This window comes from Bordetella genomosp. 10 (assembly GCF_002261225.1).
Classification (GTDB): domain Bacteria; phylum Pseudomonadota; class Gammaproteobacteria; order Burkholderiales; family Burkholderiaceae_B; genus Bordetella_C.
Window position 1 is genome coordinate 846468 of the sequence record NZ_NEVM01000005.1, and the last position, 20039, is coordinate 866506.

Genomic DNA, 20039 nt, shown 5'->3' on the forward strand with positions numbered 1-20039 from the left:
GCATGAATTGGGGTTACGCATGAATTTCGGCGGGTTCTCGGTCAAGGGCGCGGCCCAGGGTGTTGCGCGCAGGGTAGCCCCCCTGCGCCGGCCGGCGCGCGCCGCCGGCCTGGGCATGCTGCTGCTGCTGTCCGCGTGCGGTTTTCATATGCGCGGGGAAACGCCGCTGCCGTTCGACACCTTCTACATCGGGCTGGGCGACAACACCCGCTTCGGCGCGGAGGTGAAGCGCGCGCTGGCGGCCGCCTCGCCGAACACGCGCCTGGTCGACAGTCCCAAGGACGCGGAAGCGCAATTGCAGCAGGTCGCCAATACCCGCAGCATGCGCGAGGTGTCGCTGAACTCGCAGGGCCGGGTCGAGGAATACGAACTGGGCCTGAGCTTCACCTTCCGCGTCATCGACGCCAAGGGCCGCGCCATCGTGCCGGATACCACGCTGGAAGCCTTCCGCGAAATGCCGTACGACGACACCGTGGTGCAGGCCAAGGAAGGCCAGGCCGAGCAGTTGTACCGCAGCATGCAGACCAGCCTGGTCAGCCGGCTGCTGCGCCGCCTGACCTCGGACGACGTGCGCCAGGCCGCCGAGAAGCTGGCCCAGTCCAAGCCGGGCGACGAGGAAGTGCCGGTCTACAGCACGACGCCGCCGGAGCCCCCGGCCAACCAGCCGACGCGCCCGCCGGGCATCATCAACGGCCCGTCGTCGCCCAACGACTACGACAACTGAGCGGCGCGGGCATGGCGCAGACGCTGGACGCCGACCGCTTCCCGGACTACCTGCAACGGGCGGGCGGCCGGCTGGCACCGCTGTACACGATCAGCGGCGACGAGCCCCTGCTCGTCACGGAAACCATGGACGCCCTGCGCGCGGCGGCGCGCGCGGCCGGCTATACCGACCGCACCACCATGGTCATGGACGCGCGCAGCGACTGGAGCGCGGTCATGGCCGCCACGCAGAGCGTGTCGCTGTTCGGCGACCGCCGCATCCTGGAACTGAAGATACCCACCGGCAAGCCGGGCAAGGCCGGCTCCGACACCCTGGTCAAGCTGGCCGGGCAGGCGCAGGACCAGGCCGACCCGGACACCGTGCTGGTGATCGGCCTGCCGCGGCTGGACAAGGCCACGCGCGATAGCCGCTGGGCCCTGGCGCTGGCGGCCGGCGTCACGGTGGACGTGGGAGCGGTGGACCGCAACCGCCTGCCGGCCTGGATCGGCGCCCGGCTGGCGCGCCAGAAGCAGCAGACGGACAACGCCACGCTGCAATGGATGGCCGACAAGGTCGAAGGCAACCTGCTGGCGGCGCACCAGGAAATCCTCAAGCTGGGCCTGCTGTATCCCGAGGGCGCCCTGGCCGCCGAGGACGTCGAGCGCGCGGTGCTCAACGTGGCCCGCTACGACGTCTTCGGCCTGCGCGACGCCATGCTGGCCGGCGACGTCGGCCGCACCGTCCGCATGCTGGACGGCCTGCGCGCCGAAGGCGAGGCCCTGCCCCTGGTGCTGTGGGCCGTGGGCGAGGAAATCCGCATCCTGGCCCGCGTGGCCGAGGCGCGCGCCAACGGCGGCGACACCGGCGCCGCGATGCGGCGGCTGCGCATCTTCGGCGCGCATGAAAAGCTGGCGCTGCAGGCGCTGGGCCGGGTGCCCGCGCGCGCCTGGCCGGCCGCCGTGCAGCACGCCCACGAGGTCGACCGCATCATCAAGGGCCTGCCCGTGCCCGGCCGCCTGGCCGACCCCTGGGAAGAAATGACCCGCCTGGCCCTGCGCGTGGCCGCCGCCGGCCGGCGCGGCGCCTAGCAAGGCCGCCGCCCCCTCTGTCCGGCGGTCCTCCTGATCGGCCGCCCCTTCCGCCCTCCACGGCCCGCGGTCCTCTCGCGGCCCGGCCGCGTCGCCGCGGATGCGGCGCCACGGATACAGATACACTTACGCTTTACGCACGTATTACACGGGCGCCGTGCGCCCCGCCTTCCATGTCGACGCAAACCGTAGAACAAGCCATGCTCACCCTGGGCGAGAACGCCCGCCAGGCCTCGCGCGAACTGATGCGCGCGCCGGGCTCGGCCAAGACCCGGGCCCTGCTGGCGATGGCCGACGCCATCGCGGACCGCCGCAAGACGCTGCAGGAAGCCAACCGCCAGGACGTCGAGGCCGCGCGCGCCAACGCCCTGGACGCCGCCATGCTGGACCGCCTGACCCTGTCCGAGCGCAGCCTGGACCTGATGATCGAAGGCCTGCGCCAGGTCGCCGCCCTGCCCGACCCGGTCGGCAGCCTGGGCCCGACCGCGATCCGTCCGAACGGCATGCGGGTGGCGCAGATGCGCGTGCCGCTGGGCGTCATCGGCATCATCTACGAATCGCGTCCCAACGTCACCATCGATGCCGCGGCGCTCTGTCTGAAGTCGGGCAACGCCGCCATCCTGCGCGGCGGCAGCGAAGCCCTGCGCTCGAACCTGGCGCTGGCCGAAGTCGTGCGCGACGGCCTGCGCGCCGCCGGCCTGCCCGAACACGCGGTGCAGGTGGTCGAGACCGCCGACCGCGCCGCCGTCGGCAAGCTGATCACCATGACCGAGCACATCGACGTCATCGTGCCGCGCGGCGGCAAGGGCCTGATCAGCCGCATGGCGGCCGAAGCGCGCGTGCCCCTGATCAAGCATCTCGACGGCAATTGCCACGTCTATATCGACGCCGCCGCGGATCCGGAAAAAGCCCATGGCATCGCGTACAACGCCAAGACCTATCGCTACGGCGTGTGCGGCTCGATGGAAACGCTGCTGGTCAACGCCGCCGTGGCCGTCTCCATCCTGCCCAGGCTGGCCGCCGCGCTGCTGGCGCACGGCGTGGAGCTGCGCGGCTGCGAACGCACGCGCGAGCTCGTGCCGCAGGCGCGGCCGGCGACCGAGGAAGACTGGGCCACCGAATACCTCGGCCCCATCCTCGCCGTGCGCGTGGTCGACACGCTGGACGAGGCCATCGCGCACATCGCGCGCTGGGGCTCGGGCCACACCGACGCCATCGTCACCGAGGACCTGGGCGCGGCGCAGCGCTTCCAGCGGGAAGTGGACTCCGCTTCCGTGTACGTCAACCTGCCCACGGTGTTCGCCGACGGCTACGAATACGGCCTGGGCTCGGAAATCGGCATTTCCACCAACCGGCTGCACGCGCGCGGGCCGGTGGGGCTGGAGGGATTGACCACCTATAAATGGGTGCTCACCGGCGACGGACAACTGCGCGGCTGAACCCGCGCGTCCCGACGTTTTCTTTTTCAACGCCATCGCCGAGGAGCCTCCATGCCCTGGATCGCCATGCCCTGGATCAAGACGCTGCACATCGTATTCGTGGCGGCCTGGTTCGCGGGGCTGTTCTACCTGCCGCGCATCTTCGTCAACCTGGCGAGCCATCCCGAGCCGGCGGTGCAGACCGTGCTGCTGGGCATGGCGCGGCGCCTGTTCCGCTTCACGACCATGCTGGCCGTGGTCGCCGTCGTCTTCGGCCTGCTGCTCTACGTGGGCTACGGCATCGGCCGCGGGCCCGGCAACGGCTGGATGCACGCCAAGCTGTTCTTCGTGCTGCTGATCATCGGCTACCATCACGCCTGTGGCGTCATGCTGCGCAAGTTCGAACAGGACCGCAACACGCGCTCGCACAAGTTCTACCGCTGGTTCAACGAAATCCCGGTCCTGTTCCTGTTCATCGTCGTCGCCCTGGTGGTCGTCAAGCCCTTCTGACCGTCGCGCCCGGTCCGACGGACCACAGAATCGCCGGAACGTCGAAACACCGGATTCGAGGGCGAGCAGGCGCCGAGGCGTCTTTCCCGCCGGCCCAAGCCGGAACGCGCGCATTGCGCCTGTGTATCTCCACCCCGTTTTTTGCTCCGCCCCACCATGACCGCCGATGACCCGGACCGCCCCCGCAAGACCCTTTCCCTGAAGAAATCGCCGCGCCCGGCCGAGGCCGGCGAGTCGGGCCCGCCGCGCAAGCGCAGCGGCGCCCGCGCCCGCGCGGCCGCCCAGATCGAACGCGCGCGCGATAAACAGGAACGGCTGTCCGCGGCATCGGGCGACCGTGACGCGTCCGAGGACACCGGCGGCCGCGGCGCCGACCGCGCGCTACGCGAGACGAGCGAGACGCGGCGCGGCGACGGACGTAGAGATCGACGCGGCAGCGAACGAAGCAATGAACGTGGCGGCGAACGTGGTCGCGAACGCCCGCGCCATGATGGCCGCGCCGCTCGCGACCACTACAGCGATGACGACGTCCGCAACGTCGACGACGCCTACGACGCGCGCGCCGATGCCGACGCGGGCGGCGACGACGCGCACGGCGGCCGCCGCGGCGGAGATTTCCATGGCGCGGATGACGACCGCCGCGACGGCCAGCGCCGTAATGACCAGCGCCGCGACGATCAACGCCGCGACGACCGGTATCGCGACGACCATCGCCGCGACGGGCGCCACGCCGCGCGCCGCTACGACCGCAACGAGACCTACACCGTCTTCACGCCCTGCCCGCAGGGCATCGAGGAAGCCCTGACCGCGGAACTGCAGGCGCTGGGCTTCGACGACGCCGAGCCCGGCCGCGCCGGCGCGCGCTTCACCACCGACTGGCACGGCGTGCAACGCGCCAATCTCTACTCGCGTCTGGCCACGCGCGTGCTGGTGCAGGTGGCCCACGGCCCCGTGCAGCACGAGGACGACCTGCTCGAACTGGCCTACGCGACGCCCTGGGAGCGCTGGTTCGGCGCGGAACATACGCTGCGGGTCGACACCTCGGCGATCAAGAGCCCCATGCGCAGCCTGCAATACTGCAACCTGCGCGTGAAGGACGGCATCTGCGACCGCCTGATGGACCGCGAGGGCGCGCGGCCCGACATCGATACCGTGCGCCCCGACGCCCGGGTGTTCTCCTTCCTCACCCACGACACCGCCACGCTCTACCTGGACACCTCCGGCGAATCGCTGTTCAAGCGCGGCTGGCGCCTGGACAAGGGAGAGGCCCCGCTGCGCGAAAACCTGGCCGCCGGCATGCTGGCCCTGGCGGGATGGGATCCGGCCGAACCCTTGCTCGACCCCTTCTGCGGCAGCGGCACCATCCTCATCGAAGCGGCCTGGATCGCGCTGGGCGTGCCCCCCGGCATCGCCCGCCCCTTCGGCTTCGAGCGCATGCGCGACTTCGACAGCCGGCGCTGGCGCGACCTCAAGGAAGACGCTCGCGCCCACATCCGGCCGCAGCTCGACACGCCGCTCTACGGCTGCGACCTCAATCCGGAAGCCATCGCCTTCGCGCGCAACAACGCCGAGCGCGCCTGGCTGACCGAGGAAACCATCCAATTCGAAGTCGCCGACGCGCGCACGCTGCGGGCGCCGGCGAAGTCCGGCTGGATCGTCACCAACCCGCCTTATGGCGAACGGCTGGAGGCGGGCGCCGAGACCGACCTGTGGCGCGACTGGGCAAGCTGCCTGAAAAAACAGTTCGGCGGCTGGCAGTTGCACGTGATCTCCAGCGACATGACGCTGCCGCAGCAACTGCGCCTGAAGCCCGCGCGCCGCACGCCGCTGTACAACGGCGCGCTCGACTGCCGCCTGTTCAGCTTCGAACTCGTCGAAGCCGGCTATCGCGACGCCGACCGCGCCCAACGGCGCACGACGCGCGCGCAGGACGCGGACGACGGGCATGACGGCAGCGATGCGCAGGACGGCAACGACGCCTGAAGAAGCATTGCCGCGGGAAGGCGAGAAAAAGGGCCACGACGAATGTCGTGGCCCTTTTGTTCTTGCCCGCGCAGATCCCTCTTATTCTTCCCGCGCGCCATCGCCATGCGACGCGTCCGCCGCCGGCGACATGGCCGCGCGCACCCGCTCGCGCAAGGCCGCCAGCTCGGCGGCTTGCGCCAGGTAGAGCGCCTGCGCCTCCTCCATCTCGACGATGGCGAAGCGCAGCGCCGCGCCCGGCAGCGCCTGGGCCAGCACCGGCAGGTCGACCGTGGCGACGTAGGCGATCTTGGGATAGCCGCCGGCGCTTTGCCGGTCCGCCATCAGCACGATGGGATTGCCGTCCGGCGGCACCTGCACCGTCCCGAAAGCGGTCGCCTCCGAAATCATCTCCAGCGGCTGCTCCAGTTTCAACACCTCGCCGCGCAGGCGATAGCCCATGCGGTCCGATTGCGTATCCACCGTGAACGGCGTGGACGTGAACGCCGCGCGCGCGTCTTCCGTAAAGGCCTGCCACTGCGGACCGCGCATCGCGCGCACCGCCTCCGGGGTCTCCCGCGGCGGCAGGTCGAACAGGGCCGCGGACACGAAAGGCGTCCCGCTTTGCACCAGCAGGCGGCGAGCCCGTGGATAGCCGGGATCCGCGGCGCGCAGGGGCAGGCGGTCGCCCTTGGCCAGCGCCCGGCCCACGAAGCCGCCGAAACCGCCGCGCGCGAAGGTGCTGGCGCTGCCCATCACGGGCTCGACGTCGAAACCGCCTCGCACGGCCAGGTACAGCCGGGCGCCGCGCCGGCACTCGCCGAACGCCAGGACCGCGCCGCGCCGCACCAGCAGGGGCTCGTTCAGCGGCGCCGGCAGGCCGTCCAGGCTGGCGCGCATATCCGCGCCGCACAGCGCGATCAGGCGCTCCTCGCGGAACTCCAGCACGGGCCCGGCCAGGGTGCATTCCAGCGTCGCCACGGTCTCGTCGTTGCCGACCAGGATGTTGGCCACCCGGTGCGCCCACTCGTCCATGACGCCGTTGACCGGCACGCCATAGCGCTGGTAACCGTAGCGCCCCAGGTCCTGCAGTTGCGTCAACGCGCCGGGCTTGAGAACTCGTATCATGAGCGCGCCTCGTACAGACGGTCGAATTGGGCGGGCGTGATCGGCACGAAACGCAGGCGGTCGCCGAGCTGCAGGCGCACCGGCGGGTCCTGCTTGATGTTGAACATGCTCAAGGGCGTGCGGCCGATCAGGTTCCAGCCGCCGGGCATGGCCAGTTGATAGACCGTGGTCAGGTTGTTGGCGATGGCCACCGCGCCGGCCGGCACCTGCGTGCGCGGCGTCTGCCGGCGGGGCACCGACAGCCGTGGGTCCAGCCCGCCCGCGAAGGGATTGCCCGGCGCGAAATAGAAGGTGTAGACGACGAAGGGCGATTCGCCGTGCAGGCGGATCACCTCGTCCGTGCTCAAGCCGCAGCGCCGCGCCACGTCTTCCAGGTCCGGGCCGTGTTCGCCGCCGTAGCAGCAGGGGATCTCCACCGTGCGGCCGCCCAGTTCGACGGGGGGTATCCCCTTCGTCAACACCTCCCGCACCCGCTGCGCCAATTGCGCATAGGGCGCGACGGCGGACCCGTCCTGCGCGTAAGCCTCCGGCTGGTAGTGCAGCGCCACCGTGGTGAAGCTGGGAACCACGTCGACCACCCCGGGCAAGGGATGGTCCAGCAGCCACGCGCTGAAAGACAGCACCGTGCGGTTGACCTCCGCGTCCACGCGATCGCCGAACGCGACCAGCAGGCACCGGTCGCCGACCGGCTCGATGCGCCACGACGAACTGGCGGAAGCGTCTGCACTTGAGTTCATGCCGATGATTCTACGATGCGTCCCCCTCTATGCGCCGCAGTCATCTGCATCCGGCGCGGGCCGATTCCGTGACGCCACATGAACTGTTGTAAATGTGCAGCTTGCATTATCTAGGGTTAACCCCTAAAATTGGGGTTATCCCGTAGTCAAGCAGCCGTAGTAAGGCCGCGTCAGCGTTTGAAGAAATATGGAACGACGTGCTTGGCTATGCTACTCATAGATATTATTGTGAACGACCATAACACCGTGTTTTTGACTGACGAACTGGAACGTCAATTGATGCGCCAGGCGATCGAAGAACAATTCCGTCCCCGTCCGCTCCGTGCGCTGGGCAAGCTGCTGAGCAAGATGGCCCAAGCCGTCCGCTCGCCGGTCCAACGTCACAGCGGTGAAACCGCCAACGCCTAAAAAGAAGATAACGGCGTCAGCTTCTGTACCGATCCCCTTGGGGGCTGCAAAGCCCCTTTTCTAGACCCGTCACTCAGTGACGGGTTTTTTTTGCATGGCGCCATTGGCGGTTGCTGCGGATAATGCCCGGATGTCCCAGCCCTTCCCGTCCGCCGCCGCCACCCTCCCCGCCACGCCCTCGGAGACCACGCCGCCCCGGCTGCGCCGGTTCGCCTGCATGATGTACGAAGCCGTGCTCCTGTTCGGCGTCGTCTTCCTGGCGGGATATCTGTTCGACACGCTGACGCAGAGCCGCAGCGGCATGATGTACCGCCATGGCCGGCAGGCCTGGCTGTTCTTCGCCCTGGGCGTCTACTTCATCAGTTGCTGGCGGCGCAACGGCCAGACGCTGCCCATGAAGACCTGGAACATCCGGCTGGTGGACCGCGATGGCCAGCCGCCCTCGATGGCCCGCCTGATCCTGCGTTACCTGCTGGCCTGGCTGCTGCCGCTGGCGGCGGCCGGCGCCATCCTGGCGGCGACGCTCTGGAGCGGCTGGCCGACCATGCAGCTCCTGATCGTCGCCGCGCCTTTCGCGGTCTTCATCGGCAGTTGGCTGGACCGGGACGGGCAATTCCTGCACGACCGCCTAGCCGGCACCCGGCTGGTCAATGCCGCAGCGGCCAAAACAAAAAGTATCAAATCGGCCGTTTCAATGTAACCGTTTTTGACGGCAGAACGAATAAGCCGCCTCGACGGGGGACGGAAGATTTTCCTATCGGCTTGCTGAGAGGAAATCCCCGTGGCGCTATATCGGCGCTGATATAACGAAGGCGTGCACAGGCGGTTGGCGAGCGGCCGTTCTCCCCTCTGCCTTACCTTTGGCGACATATTCAACACGACCGTTCAGAAAGGCGTCAGCCGGCCGCTTCGACAATTGCGCCGTCCAAAAGTTCCAGAAAAATCATGTACGCCAAACTGCTCGCATCCTTCGCCATCGCCGGCGCCCTCCTCGGCTTCGCGCCCGCCGCTTCCGCCCAATCGGAAGCCGCGCAGCGGGAAATCCAGGCCGCCACGGAAGCGGCCTTCCGCGCCGCCCAGGAAAGCGGCGTCGTCAAGCTGGGCGACCAGGCCACGCTCCAGTTGCCGCCCAACACCATCTTCGTGCCGCGCGCCCAAGCCAACCGGCTGATGGAAGCCTACGGCAACGGCCGCGACGAGACGCTGCTGGGCCTGTTCATGCCGCCGGCGGATTCCCCCGACGACTGGATCGTCACCGCCAACTTCGAGAAGGCCGGCTACATCAAGGATGACGACGCCAAGAACTGGGACGTCAAGGAACTGCTGCAAAGCCTGCGCGAGGGCACCGAGGACCAGAACAAGGAACGCCGCGCGCGCGGCATCGCCGAACTGGAAGTGGTGGGCTGGGTGCAGTCGCCGCAGTACGACAGCGCGCACCAGCGCCTGGTGTGGTCGGTCGAAGGCCGCGACAAGGGCTCGGCCGCCGATGCCGACTCGACCGTCAACTACAACACCTATGCCCTGGGCCGGGACGGCTACATCAGCCTGGACCTGCTGACCAGCAAGAGCCAGGTGGCGGCGCAGAAACCCGCCCTGATCTCCCTGTTGGACAACCTCAGCTACAACGACGGCAAGCGCTACGCGGACTTCAACTCGTCCACCGACAAGATCGCCGAATACGGCCTGGCGGCGCTGGTGGCCGGCGTGGCGGCCAAGAAGCTGGGGCTGCTGGCCATCGTCCTGGCCTTCCTGGCGAAGTTCGGCAAGCTGGCCATCCTGGCGGTCGCCGCGGGCGGCGGCGCCATCTTCAAGGTGTTCCGCCGCAAGAAGGCGGAAGAACCGCAGGCCCCGGCGCCCAGGATCGAGGAACCGAAAGCGGAAGCACCGGCGGCTGAAGAACCGAAGGCGGAAGAGCCGAAGGCGCCGGGCGCCGTCTGATTCCCGCCAGCCCGTTTCCCGCCGTTCAAGGCACGTTCGGTCCTCCGTGACCCGTCGCGCTGGAAAAGGGCTTGCGCCGCGCGCAAGCCCTTTTTTGCCGCCGGGCCGCCAAGGGAGGCCCACCCCCTACCCGCTTCGCGGGCCCCCTCAAGGGGGCGACACCGGCGGACCGGGGAACCCGGCTCCGCGGTGTCTTCGATGGGCGTTGCTTCTTGCCGCCGGGCCGCCCCAAGGCAAAAACGCCCCCTCGGGGGCAGCAAGCGGCGCAAGCCGCGCGGCGTGGGGGCCTTTTTTGCCGCCGGGCCGCCCCAAGGCAAAAACGCCCCCTCGGGGGGCAGCAAGCGGCGCAAGCCGCGCGGCGTGGGGGCCCTTTTCATTTCCCCTTTCCGGATCCGCACCGTGAAACTGCTACTGCTCCTGCTGTCCGGCTTCAAATACCTGAAGTTCAGCAAAGTGCTGCTCTCCGGCGGCACCATGCTGCTGTCGGTGCTGAGCTACGCGCTGATCTTCGGCTGGCCCTACGCCGTCGGCTTCGTGGCGCTGATCTTCATCCATGAAATGGGCCATTACGTGGCCGCCCGCCAGCGCGGGCTGGACGTCGGCGCGCCCACCTTCATTCCCTTCGTCGGCGCCTGGGTCGAGTTGCGGGACATGCCGCACAACGCCGAGACCGAGGCCTACGTCGGGCTGGGCGGCCCCTTCCTGGGCACGGTGGCCGCGCTGTGCTGCTATCTGCTCGCGCGCAACGAAGGCAGCCGCCTGCTGCTGGCCCTGTCCTATGCCGGCTTCTTCCTCAATCTGTTCAACCTGATTCCGCTCTCGCCCTTCGACGGCGGCCGCATCACCGCCGTGCTTTCGCCTCGCATCTGGCTGGCCGGCGTGCCCATCCTCGCGGCGCTCTTCTTCTATCGGCCCAGTCCCATGCTGATCCTGGTCGCCGTGCTGGCGCTGCCCAAGGTCATCCAGGCCTGGCGCTACGATCCGGCGGCCCCGGAGAACCAGGCCTACTACACCACCAGCACGGCCACCAAGGTAGGCTACGCCGCCGTCTACCTGGGCCTGGTGGGCTTGCTGGCCATCATGACCCACGACGTCCACGAGATGCTGGGCGGCGCCTGAGGCGCGGGCGGCATGCCCGCCGCCGTCCATGACGCATTCGACCGACGACAGGTCCGATACATATGACGGCTTCCCCCTTGGTGTCATAAAGCGTTCACGCCTTTTTAACGTTCACGTCATCGCCCGGTGTTCCCATGCTCAGGTGGAAGCAGCCTGCGAGGAGACGCGCCGTGAACGATATCCGCCCCACCCACTGGCGCACCTTGTGGATTTCCGACATCCATCTCGGCACCGCGGGATGCAAGGCGGAATTCCTGCTCGATTTCCTCGAGCACAACGAGGCGGAAACGCTGTATCTGGTCGGCGACATCGTCGACGGCTGGCAGTTGCGCAAGCATTGGCACTGGCCGCGCGCGCACAACGACGTCATCCAGCGCATCCTGCGCAAGGCGCGCAACGGCACCCGCGTCGTCTTCGTGCCCGGCAACCATGACGAATTCGCCCGCGAATTCGCCGGCCATGCCTTCGGCGACATCGAAATCCTCGACGAGGACGTCCATGTCACCGCCGACGGCCGCAAGCTGCTGGTGCTGCACGGCGACCGCTTCGACGGCGTCATCCAGCACAGCAAGTGGCTGGCGCACCTGGGCGACAGCCTCTACCAGATGGCGCTGTGGATGAACCACCATTTCAACCGCCTGCGCCACCGCCTGGGCCTGCACTACTGGTCGCTGTCGCAATACCTCAAGCACAAGGTCAAGAACGCGGTCGCCTTCATCAGCGACTTCGAGCAGGCGCTGGCCGGGGAAGCGCGCCGGCGCGGCATGGACGGCGTGGTCTGCGGCCACATCCACAAGCCGGAACTGCGCGACATCGAAGGCGTGCTTTATTGCAATGACGGCGACTGGGTGGAAAGCCTGTCGGCGCTGGCCGAAGACCACGCCGGCCAGTTGCGCCTGTTGGACTGGGCCACCGTCATGGCCGGACGCAACGAAAGCGCCCCCGCCGCCCGGCGCCGCACCGTCGAACTGCCTGCCCTGCCTTCGGCCCTGCGACGCCAGGGGAAATAGGCGCGCGGGGTTGCCTGCCCCGCCGTCGGCCCCACGCTGGCCTCCCTGCTCCTCCATGCCCGTTCCATATCAGTGGAAACCCTAGCCATTGTTGAGGGAAGCCCTCTGAAATGAACGGGAATGTTGCAGTTCAACGCCCTCTCAGTCATGCTTGCGATTGGGGCAATCCGGCCCCAAAAGCACTGCCGACGAGTCTCCCATCGTTGTAACGGGCGGATGGCCGCCCCCCTATCACAACAGGGCCATGAACGATCAATACCAGGCGCTTTACCAATCCTTCCGCTGGCTCGTGCCCACGCAGTTCAACATCGCGGATGTGTGCTGCCATCGCTGGGCCGCCAACAGCCCCGATGCGCGGCGCATTGCGATTTATTACGAAGACGAAGCCGGCAACCGCGAAGTGTGGACCTACGCGCGGTTGGCGGAAGCGGCCAACCAGCTCGCCAACGGCTTGGTGCGCATGGGCGTGGGCAAGGGTGACCGGGTAGGTGTTGTATTAGGACAACGGCCGGAGACCGTGGTGGCCCACATGGCCACCTACAGCGTCGGCGCCGTCATCCTGCCGCTTTCCTCGCTGTTCGGACCGGACGCCCTGGAAGCCAGGCTGCGCGACGCCGAGGCCCGGGTCGCCATCGTCGACGCCGCTTCCAGCGCCAACCTGCTGGCGGTGGCGGACCAGTGCCCGGCCCTGCACCAGATCATCGGCATCGGCTTCGCCGACGAATGCGTCCTGCCCTGGCGCAGCCTGCTGGCGCGCCAGCCCTCGGAATTCAAGCCGGTGCCGACGCTGGCGACCGACCCGGCCATCCTGCTCTATACCTCCGGCACCACCGGCGCGCCCAAGGGCGCTCTGCTGCCGCATTCGGTGCTGATCGGCAACCTGCCCGGCTTCGTCGCCTCGCAGGACTGGTTCCCCAAGCCCGGCGACGTCTTCTGGTCGCCCGCCGACTGGGCCTGGACCGGCGGCATGATGGACGCCCTGCTGCCGACGCTGTACTTCGGCCATCCCATCGTCGCCACCCGCGCCCGCTTCTCGCCGGAGCGCGCGTTCGAGTTGATGGAGCGCTACCAGGTCACCAATACCTTCCTCTTCCCCACCGCCCTGAAGGCGATGATGAAGACGGTGCCGGCCCCGCGCGAACGCTACAAGCTGGCCTTGCGCGCCATGATGAGCGCCGGCGAGAGCGTCGGCCAGGCCGTGTTCGACTGGTGCCGGACGGCCCTGGGCATCACGCCCAACGAAATGTTCGGCCAGACCGAGATGAATTACCTGGTCGGCAACAGCCAGCGGCGCTGGCCGGCCAAGGCCGGCAGCATGGGCCGGCCCTATCCCGGCCACCAGGTCGCGGTGATCGACGACGAGGGCCGCCCCGTGGCCGCCGGCGAGATCGGCGAAGTCGCGCTCAACCGCCTGGACATCCACGGCTATCCGGACCCCATCCTGTTCCTCGGCTACTGGAACAACCCGGCGGCCACGGCGGCCAAGTTCACCGGCGACTGGTGTCGCACCGGCGACCTGGCGCGCATCGACGCCGACGGCTATCTCTGGTACGCCGGACGCAGCGACGACGTCTTCAAGTCGGCCGGCTACCGCATCGGGCCGGGCGAGATCGAGAGCTGCCTGGTCAGCCACCCGGCGGTGGCCAATGCCGCCGTCGTGCCCAAGCCCGACGCCGAACGCGGCGCCCTGGTCAAGGCCTACGTGGTGCGCACCGCGGAGTATGCCGAGCGCGAGCCGCAGGCCCTGATCCAGGAACTGCAGGATTACGTGCGCGACCGCCTGGCCGCCTATGAATACCCCAAGGAAATCGAATTCCTGGACGAACTGCCGATGACCACCAGCGGCAAGATACAACGCCGGGTGCTGCGGCTGCGCGAGGAAGAACGCGCGGCGAACGCCGCCCACGACGCGACCTGACGGAGACAATGCCGCATGGCGATCTATCAACTCGAAGACCTCGTTCCCGACATCGACCCCGACGCCTGGGTGGCCGAGAGCGCGGCCATCATCGGCAACGTCACGCTGGAGGCCGGCGTCAGCATCTGGCCGCAAGTGACCATCCGGGGGGACAACGCGCCCATCGTGATCCAGCGCGGCAGCAACATCCAGGAATCCAGCGTCCTGCACGTGGATGCGGACAAGGGCCTGGTGGTCGGCCCCTACGTGACCGTGGGCCATCAGGCCATGCTGCACGGCTGTACCATCCAGGAAGGCGCCCTGGTGGGCATGCAGGCCATCGTGCTGAACGATGCGGTGATCGGCCGCAATTGCCTGATCGGCGCCGGCGCCATCGTGCCGGAAGGCCGCGTGATTCCCGACAACAGCCTGGTGATCGGCATCGGCAAGGTGGTGCGCGAGCTGTCGCCCGAGGAAATCGCGAACATGCGCAAGAACACGGAAGGGTATGTGCGGCGCGCCGCGCAGTACAAGCGGGCGTTGAAGCGGCTGGCCTAGGGAAGGTTCGCTCATGCCCCTGCCGGCCGCGCGGGCGGCATGCCGGCCGCGCGGCGGATCGGCTAACATTCCCGCATGACCGATCTCCTCAAGAAATATCTGTTCGAAGACCGCAGCGTGCGGGTGCAGGCCGTGCGCCTGCACCAGACCTGGCTGGATGCCCAGACCAATCACCAATATCCCCCCGCCATCAAGCGCCTGCTGGGCGAGCTGGTGGCGGCGTCCACCCTGCTGGCCGCCAACCTGAAGTTCGACGGCTCCCTGCTCCTGCAACTGCAGGGCGACGGCCCCATCGCCCTGCTGGTGGTGGAATGCCGCTCCGATCTCAGCCTGCGCGCGACCGTCAAGCTGCGCGACGGCCATGCGGTGCCGGAAGACGGCACCATGCAAAGCCTGATGAATCCGGGCGGCAACGGCCGCTTCATCGTGGTGCTGGACCCGCAGCGCAAGGTGCCCGGCCAGCAGGCCTACCAGGGCATCGTGCCCATCATCGGCGAAAGCGTGGCCGAGGCGCTGGCGCACTATATGCGGCAGTCCGAGCAGTTGGATACGCAGTTGTGGCTGGCCGCCGACGAGCAGCATGCCGCCGGCGTGCTGCTACAGCGCCTGCCCGAGCAGGGCGGCAACGGCGAGCCGGGCGCGCCCGGCAGCGCCGCGCTGACCTGGGAACGCGCCGGCCACCTGGCCGCCACCATCAAGCGCGAGGAACTGCTGCAGTTGGACATCGATACGCTGATCCACCGGCTGTTCTGGGAAGAAACCTTGCTGGCCTTCGATCCCCTCGAAGTGCGCTGGCACTGTACGTGCTCGCGCAACCGCGTCGCCGGCATGCTGCGCATGCTGGGCCGGGAGGAAGTCGACAGCGTCCTCGCCGAGCAGGGCAAGGTGGAAGTCGCCTGCGATTTTTGCGGCAAGCCCTATGTGTTCGACGCGGTCGACTGTGCGCGCGTCTTCGCCGGCTCGCAGACGATGCCGGAGCAGGACCCGCCGACCGTGCATTGACGGGGGCGGCGCGGCGCCTTGGATCGCGGCCCGGCAACCGCGCACCCGCAAGGCGCGCGTAGCGGCGCATATCGCGCGATGCGTGCCGCCAGGATGGCGGCCTACGCAGGTCTACGCGCGTAGGTTTCCGTATGGACGGCGGCGGGCCGGCCGCCGACACTGTGCGGCATGGCTGCATCGACGCTCCCCTTCCGACTATCCGGGCCGGCCGCCCAGCGCGGCGCGGCGCTCGCCGGTTTCGTCATATCCCTTCCCGTGCTGCTGTTGGCCGGGCTGGCGGTCATAGAAGCCGCCTACTGGCACATCACCCGCCAGGTCCTGGACGTGGCCCTGCTGGAGGCCGCGCGGGCCGGCGCCACGGCGCATGGGCGTCCGCAAGCCATGGCGACGGCCTTCGAGGCGGCCCTGCGGCCGCTGCCCACCGGCAGGGCCCGCTGGCGGCGCATCCATGACGACAGCGGCGCGCCCGCCTGGCGCATAGACATACTCGCCCCGCCTGCCGCCGCCTACGCCGACTTCGGCGTGCGCGGCCTGGCCGTGCCCCATGGCGCGGGCACGACCGCGATACGCAACGACTACCAGGCCGAGGAACATGCCCGCCGGCGCGCCAAGGGTTGGCCCGAAGGACGCGGGCCCGCGTCCGGGATGACGATATTCGAAGCCAATGTCCTGCGGCTGCGGCTCAGCTACCAGTTGCCGCCGCTGACGCCCATCGTGCGCGCCCTGCTGCGGGCGCTGGCGCCGGCCGGCGGCGACGCGCTGCGCGCCTCGGCGGCGCGGGCGGGGAACGTCCTCATCGTGCACGAGATGGCGCTGGAGATGCAGTCGCACCCCGCGGCATGGCCGCGACGGAGGATAGAACCGGGATGAAGGAAACGCCGCGGAGAGAGAAAAACAGGAGGCGGGACGCCACCCGGCAATCAGTCCCGGACGATCAATGCCGGGCAGCGGGACGCGCGGGGGCGGCGGGACGATTGTTCGACGCGGCCGGCGCGGGCGTGGCTGGCGCGGCGGCGGGGGGCGCCACCGAAGCGCCGCCAGCGGGCGGCGCCGTGTTCTGCGGCAGGATCTGCACGAAAATCTCGCCTTCGCGCATCATGCCCAACTCGCTGCGGGCACGCTCCTCGATGGCGCCGGTGCCCGACTGCAGATCGTGCACTTCGGCGTCCAGCGCGTTGTTGCGCGCCCGCAGGCCGTCATTGGTCTCGCGCTGCGCGGCCAATTGCTTCTGCAAGTCCCAGACTTTGAACCAGCCGCCCTTCCCCGCCCACAACGGGTATTGGATCAGGCCGACCAGGACCAGCAGAACCAGGAACAGCAAACGCATGAGCGGATATCCGTGCAGCGGGCACGCGCCGGCAGGCGCGCGCCCTGATGCGATCAACGCAGGTTGTAGAAGGCTTCGAGGCCGGGATAGGAAGCGACTTCGGCCAGTTCTTCCTCGATACGCAGCAACTGGTTGTACTTGGCCATGCGGTCGGAACGCGACAGCGAACCGGTCTTGATCTGCATGGCGTTGGTGGCCACGGCGATATCGGCGATGGTCGAGTCCTCGGTTTCGCCCGAACGGTGCGACACGACGGCGGTGTAGCCGGCGCGCTTGGCCATTTCGATGGCGGCGAAGGTCTCGGTCAGGGTGCCGATCTGGTTGATCTTGATCAGGATCGAGTTGGCCACGCCCCTGGAGATGCCTTCGCGCAGGATGCGGGTGTTGGTCACGAACAGGTCGTCGCCCACCAGTTGCACCTTCTTGCCGAGTTGATCGGTCAGGATCTTCCAGCCGTCCCAATCGTTTTCGGCCATGCCGTCCTCGATCGAGATGATGGGGTACTTGTCGCACCAGGCCGCCAGCAGGTTGGCGAATTCCTGCGAGGACAGCGAGACGCCGCCTTCGCCGGCCAGGGTGTACTTGCCGTCGCGGAAGAATTCCGAGCTGGCGCAGTCCAGGCCCAGGGCGATCTGCGTGCCGGGCTCGTAGCCGGCTTCGGCGATGGCCTTGAGGATCAACTGGATGGCCGCCTCGTGGTTGGCGACGTTGGGCGCGAAGCCGCCTTCGTCGCCCACGGCGGTGGACATGCCCTGGGCGTTGATCAGCTTCTTCAGCGAGTGGAAGACCTCGGCGCCCCAGCGCATGGCTTCGCGGAAGCTGGCCGCGCCCACCGGCAGGATCATGAATTCCTGCATGTCCAGGGTGTTGTTGGCGTGCGCGCCGCCGTTGATGACGTTCATCATCGGCACGGGCATGCTCATCGGGCCGCTGCCGCCGAAATAGCGGTACAGCGACAGGCCGGATTCGTCGGCGGCGGCGCGGGCCACGGCCATGCTGGCGGCCAGGATGGCGTTGGCGCCCAGGCGCTCCTTGCTGTCGGTGCCGTCCAGTTCGATCAGGGTGCGGTCGACGAAGGTCTGTTCCTGCGCGTCCAGGCCCATGAGGGCTTCGGAGATCTCGGTATTCAGGTTCTCGACGGCGCGCAGCACGCCCTTGCCGAGATAGCGGCTCTTGTCGCCGTCGCGCAGTTCGATGGCTTCGCGCGCGCCGGTCGACGCGCCCGAGGGCACGGCGGCGCGGCCCATGGCGCCGGACTCCAGCAGCACGTCGCATTCGACGGTGGGGTTGCCGCGCGAATCGAGAATCTCGCGGCCGATGATATCGACAATTGCACTCATGGTTTTGTCCCTAGAACGTTTGAAAAGTCTGACCCTCTCCCGGCCTCATGGTACCGCGCCCGCCGGGCGCCGCCATGGGCGGGCGGGAGCGGCGGCGCCATGCCGGCCATGGACCCGGGGCGGCAGGCGGCACCGCCCCCGGGCCAAATCATGCCGCGCCCTTGTTACGCGCGGCCTGGTTGGCCAGCGCGGCCTGGATATAGCTGGAGAACAGCGGGTGGCCGTCGCGCGGGGTGGAGGTGAATTCAGGGTGGAACTGGACGCCCACGAACCAAGGGTGCTTGGGCAGCTCCATCATTTCCGGCAGGTTTTCCGTCGGCGTGCGGGCGCTGATCACCATGCCGGCCTCTTCCAGGCGGGGCACGTAGACGTTGTTGACCTCGTAGCGATGGCGATGGCGCTCGTTGACCTCGGGACCGTAGATCCGCGCCGCCAGCGTGCCGGCCTTGATGGGGCAGCGCTGCGCGCCCTTGCGCATCGTGCCGCCCAGGTCGGAATTGGCGTCGCGCTTCTCGACGCGGCCTTCGCGGTCCATCCATTCGCTGATCAGCGCCACCACCGGGTGCGGCGCGGCGGGATCGAACTCGGTGCTGTTGGCGCCGCCCAGGCCGGCCACGTGGCGGGCGAACTCGATCACGGCCAGTTGCATGCCCAGGCAGATGCCCAGGTAGGGCACGTTGTTCTCGCGGGCGTAGCGGATGGCGGCGATCTTGCCTTCCGTGCCGCGCTTGCCGAAGCCGCCCGGGACCAGGATGGCGTCGAGATGCTTGAGCTGGTCCGTGCCGCGGGTCTCGATGTCTTCCGAATCGATGTACTCGATCTTCACGCGCGAGCGGGTGTGGATGCCCGCGTGCACCAGCGCTTCGGTCAGGGACTTGTAGGATTCGGTCAGGTCGATGTACTTGCCGACCATGCCGATGGTGACCTCGTGCTGGGGATGCTCCAGCGCGTCGACCAGGTTGTCCCACATGGACAGGTCGGCCGGCGGCGGCGTCAGGGCCAGCGCGTCGCACACCAGGTTGTCCAGGCCCTGCTTCTGCAGCATGGACGGGACCTTGTAGATCGAGTCGGCGTCCCACACCGAAATGACGGCGTCCAGCGGAACGTTGGCGAACAGCGAGATCTTGGCGCGCTCGTCGTCCGGAATCGGGCGGTCCGCGCGGCACAGCAGCGCGTTCGGGTAGATGCCGATTTCGCGCAGCTTCTGCACCGAGTGCTGGGTCGGCTTGGTCTTGAGCTCGCCGGCCGAGGCGATGAAGGGAACAAGGGTCAGGTGGATGAAGGCCGCGTTGTTGCGGCCCAGGCGCAGGCTCATCTGGCGCGCCGCTTCCAGGAAGGGCAGCGATTCGATGTCGCCCACCGTGCCGCCGATCTCGACGATGGCCACGTCGGTGGCGCCGTCGAAGCCGGCTTCCGCGCCGCGGGCGATGAAATCCTGGATTTCGTTGGTGATGTGGGGAATGACCTGCACGGTCTTGCCCAGGTAGTCGCCCCGCCGCTCCTTGCGCAGGACCGATTCATAGATCTGCCCGGTGGTGAAATTGTTCACCTTGCGCATGCGGGTGGAGATGAATCGCTCGTAGTGGCCCAGGTCCAGGTCGGTCTCGGCGCCGTCTTCGGTCACGAAGACTTCACCGTGCTGGAAGGGGCTCATCGTGCCCGGATCGACGTTGATATACGGATCCAGCTTGAGCATGGTGACTTGGAGGCCGCGCGATTCGAGAATGGCGGCAAGAGACGCGGCGGCGATGCCTTTCCCCAGGGAGGACACCACGCCACCGGTGACAAAGACGTATTTGGTCATCGTAATGAGCACCCGGTTCGGCCGGGCGCGTGCGGGAAATTTGGATTATAGCTGGGAGCCGGCCGCTGTTTTTGTTTTCCCTGAGCGACG

Annotated in this window: 19 protein-coding genes; 14 read left to right on the top strand and 5 right to left on the bottom strand. The window is 68.2% G+C overall.

Translation table 11 applies throughout. From position 1 onward, the window contains the following. Positions 1–19 precede the first annotated feature (19 nt). The 5 genes from CAL29_RS20040 (at position 20) to CAL29_RS20060 (ending at position 5702) form a co-directional block, all read left to right on the top strand. A complete protein-coding gene (locus CAL29_RS20040; RefSeq protein ID WP_094854787.1) occupies positions 20–724 on the top strand; it encodes an LPS-assembly lipoprotein LptE in 705 nt (234 codons plus the stop codon). A gap of 11 nt (positions 725–735) precedes the next feature. Further along, the gene (gene holA, locus CAL29_RS20045) at positions 736–1791 is read left to right on the top strand and encodes a DNA polymerase III subunit delta (protein ID WP_094854788.1); all 1056 of its coding nucleotides are present in this window, start codon (positions 736–738) and stop codon (positions 1789–1791) included. A 173-nt stretch (positions 1792–1964) separates the two neighbouring features. Beyond that, positions 1965–3230, top strand: coding sequence for a glutamate-5-semialdehyde dehydrogenase (locus CAL29_RS20050; protein WP_094854789.1), 1266 nt, complete (start codon positions 1965–1967; stop codon positions 3228–3230). Between the two features lie 66 nt (positions 3231–3296). Continuing rightward, on the top strand, positions 3297–3719 hold the full coding sequence (locus CAL29_RS20055; protein WP_094856777.1) for a CopD family protein: 423 nt from the start codon (positions 3297–3299) through the stop codon (positions 3717–3719). 156 nt (positions 3720–3875) lie between these two features. Further along, positions 3876–5702 (top strand): THUMP domain-containing class I SAM-dependent RNA methyltransferase, encoded by a 1827-nt coding sequence (locus tag CAL29_RS20060; protein ID WP_094854790.1) that lies wholly within the window; start codon positions 3876–3878, stop codon positions 5700–5702. Positions 5703–5783: 81 nt separating this feature from the next. On the opposite strand, the gene CAL29_RS20065 is transcribed toward CAL29_RS20060, so the two are convergent. Together CAL29_RS20065 and pxpB are read right to left on the bottom strand one after the other, a co-directional pair. Further along, positions 5784–6809 (bottom strand): 5-oxoprolinase subunit C family protein, encoded by a 1026-nt coding sequence (locus CAL29_RS20065; RefSeq protein WP_094854791.1) that lies wholly within the window; start codon positions 6807–6809, stop codon positions 5784–5786. Further along, positions 6806–7546, bottom strand: a complete 741-nt coding sequence (gene pxpB / locus CAL29_RS20070; protein ID WP_094854792.1) for a 5-oxoprolinase subunit PxpB — start codon at positions 7544–7546, stop codon at positions 6806–6808. Before pxpB ends, CAL29_RS20065 begins: the two co-directional genes overlap by 4 nt. A gap of 207 nt (positions 7547–7753) precedes the next feature. Between pxpB and CAL29_RS20075 the strand changes: the two genes are divergently transcribed. From CAL29_RS20075 to CAL29_RS20115, 9 genes are all read left to right on the top strand, one after another. Beyond that, entirely contained in the window at positions 7754–7954 is a 201-nt protein-coding gene (locus tag CAL29_RS20075) for a hypothetical protein (protein ID WP_179284244.1), read from the top strand. A gap of 130 nt (positions 7955–8084) precedes the next feature. After that, positions 8085–8654, top strand: coding sequence for an RDD family protein (locus tag CAL29_RS20080; RefSeq protein ID WP_094854793.1), 570 nt, complete (start codon positions 8085–8087; stop codon positions 8652–8654). Between the two features lie 245 nt (positions 8655–8899). After that, positions 8900–9892, top strand: coding sequence for a DUF2167 domain-containing protein (locus tag CAL29_RS20085; protein ID WP_094854794.1), 993 nt, complete (start codon positions 8900–8902; stop codon positions 9890–9892). A 399-nt stretch (positions 9893–10291) separates the two neighbouring features. After that, positions 10292–11011, top strand: coding sequence for a site-2 protease family protein (locus CAL29_RS20090; protein ID WP_094856779.1), 720 nt, complete (start codon positions 10292–10294; stop codon positions 11009–11011). Positions 11012–11145: 134 nt separating this feature from the next. Continuing rightward, positions 11146–12021, top strand: a complete 876-nt coding sequence (locus CAL29_RS20095) for a UDP-2,3-diacylglucosamine diphosphatase (protein WP_094854795.1) — start codon at positions 11146–11148, stop codon at positions 12019–12021. A gap of 244 nt (positions 12022–12265) precedes the next feature. Beyond that, on the top strand, positions 12266–13939 hold the full coding sequence (locus tag CAL29_RS20100) for an acyl-CoA synthetase (RefSeq protein ID WP_094854796.1): 1674 nt from the start codon (positions 12266–12268) through the stop codon (positions 13937–13939). Between the two features lie 15 nt (positions 13940–13954). Then, entirely contained in the window at positions 13955–14476 is a 522-nt protein-coding gene (locus CAL29_RS20105) for a gamma carbonic anhydrase family protein (RefSeq protein WP_094854797.1), read from the top strand. 75 nt (positions 14477–14551) lie between these two features. Continuing rightward, positions 14552–15478 carry an Hsp33 family molecular chaperone HslO gene (hslO, locus tag CAL29_RS20110; RefSeq protein ID WP_094854798.1) on the top strand — a complete coding sequence of 309 codons (927 nt, stop codon included), beginning with the start codon at positions 14552–14554 and terminating at the stop codon, positions 15476–15478. A 168-nt stretch (positions 15479–15646) separates the two neighbouring features. Next, positions 15647–16348, top strand: a complete 702-nt coding sequence (locus CAL29_RS20115) for a TadE/TadG family type IV pilus assembly protein (RefSeq protein ID WP_094854799.1) — start codon at positions 15647–15649, stop codon at positions 16346–16348. A 64-nt stretch (positions 16349–16412) separates the two neighbouring features. Here the strand turns inward: CAL29_RS20115 and ftsB are convergent, their stop codons facing one another. The 3 genes from ftsB to CAL29_RS20130 form a co-directional block, all read right to left on the bottom strand. Next, positions 16413–16805 carry a cell division protein FtsB gene (gene ftsB / locus CAL29_RS20120; RefSeq protein WP_094854800.1) on the bottom strand — a complete coding sequence of 131 codons (393 nt, stop codon included), beginning with the start codon at positions 16803–16805 and terminating at the stop codon, positions 16413–16415. A 53-nt stretch (positions 16806–16858) separates the two neighbouring features. Beyond that, positions 16859–18145, bottom strand: a complete 1287-nt coding sequence (gene eno / locus CAL29_RS20125; RefSeq protein WP_094854801.1) for a phosphopyruvate hydratase — start codon at positions 18143–18145, stop codon at positions 16859–16861. A 148-nt stretch (positions 18146–18293) separates the two neighbouring features. Next, entirely contained in the window at positions 18294–19949 is a 1656-nt protein-coding gene (locus tag CAL29_RS20130) for a CTP synthase (RefSeq protein WP_094854802.1), read from the bottom strand. Positions 19950–20039: the final 90 nt, after the last annotated feature.

What these genes read in the sequence shown, in the direction of transcription:
- CAL29_RS20095 (WP_094854795.1), top strand. Translation starts at nt 11,146, where the DNA reads ATGCTCAGGTGGAAGCAGCCTGCGAGGAGACGCGCCGTGAACGATATC.
- ftsB (WP_094854800.1), bottom strand. Translation starts at nt 16,805, where the DNA reads ATGCGTTTGCTGTTCCTGGTTCTGCTGGTCCTGGTCGGCCTGATCCAA.
- holA (WP_094854788.1), top strand. Translation starts at nt 736, where the DNA reads ATGGCGCAGACGCTGGACGCCGACCGCTTCCCGGACTACCTGCAACGG.
- CAL29_RS20065 (WP_094854791.1), bottom strand. Translation starts at nt 6,809, where the DNA reads ATGATACGAGTTCTCAAGCCCGGCGCGTTGACGCAACTGCAGGACCTG.
- CAL29_RS20085 (WP_094854794.1), top strand. Translation starts at nt 8,900, where the DNA reads ATGTACGCCAAACTGCTCGCATCCTTCGCCATCGCCGGCGCCCTCCTC.
- hslO (WP_094854798.1), top strand. Translation starts at nt 14,552, where the DNA reads ATGACCGATCTCCTCAAGAAATATCTGTTCGAAGACCGCAGCGTGCGG.
- eno (WP_094854801.1), bottom strand. Translation starts at nt 18,145, where the DNA reads ATGAGTGCAATTGTCGATATCATCGGCCGCGAGATTCTCGATTCGCGC.
- CAL29_RS20115 (WP_094854799.1), top strand. Translation starts at nt 15,647, where the DNA reads ATGGCTGCATCGACGCTCCCCTTCCGACTATCCGGGCCGGCCGCCCAG.
- CAL29_RS20105 (WP_094854797.1), top strand. Translation starts at nt 13,955, where the DNA reads ATGGCGATCTATCAACTCGAAGACCTCGTTCCCGACATCGACCCCGAC.
- CAL29_RS20040 (WP_094854787.1), top strand. Translation starts at nt 20, where the DNA reads ATGAATTTCGGCGGGTTCTCGGTCAAGGGCGCGGCCCAGGGTGTTGCG.
- CAL29_RS20100 (WP_094854796.1), top strand. Translation starts at nt 12,266, where the DNA reads ATGAACGATCAATACCAGGCGCTTTACCAATCCTTCCGCTGGCTCGTG.
- CAL29_RS20055 (WP_094856777.1), top strand. Translation starts at nt 3,297, where the DNA reads ATGCCCTGGATCAAGACGCTGCACATCGTATTCGTGGCGGCCTGGTTC.
- CAL29_RS20075 (WP_179284244.1), top strand. Translation starts at nt 7,754, where the DNA reads ATGCTACTCATAGATATTATTGTGAACGACCATAACACCGTGTTTTTG.
- pxpB (WP_094854792.1), bottom strand. Translation starts at nt 7,546, where the DNA reads ATGAACTCAAGTGCAGACGCTTCCGCCAGTTCGTCGTGGCGCATCGAG.
- CAL29_RS20060 (WP_094854790.1), top strand. Translation starts at nt 3,876, where the DNA reads ATGACCGCCGATGACCCGGACCGCCCCCGCAAGACCCTTTCCCTGAAG.
- CAL29_RS20130 (WP_094854802.1), bottom strand. Translation starts at nt 19,949, where the DNA reads ATGACCAAATACGTCTTTGTCACCGGTGGCGTGGTGTCCTCCCTGGGG.
- CAL29_RS20080 (WP_094854793.1), top strand. Translation starts at nt 8,085, where the DNA reads ATGTCCCAGCCCTTCCCGTCCGCCGCCGCCACCCTCCCCGCCACGCCC.
- CAL29_RS20050 (WP_094854789.1), top strand. Translation starts at nt 1,965, where the DNA reads ATGTCGACGCAAACCGTAGAACAAGCCATGCTCACCCTGGGCGAGAAC.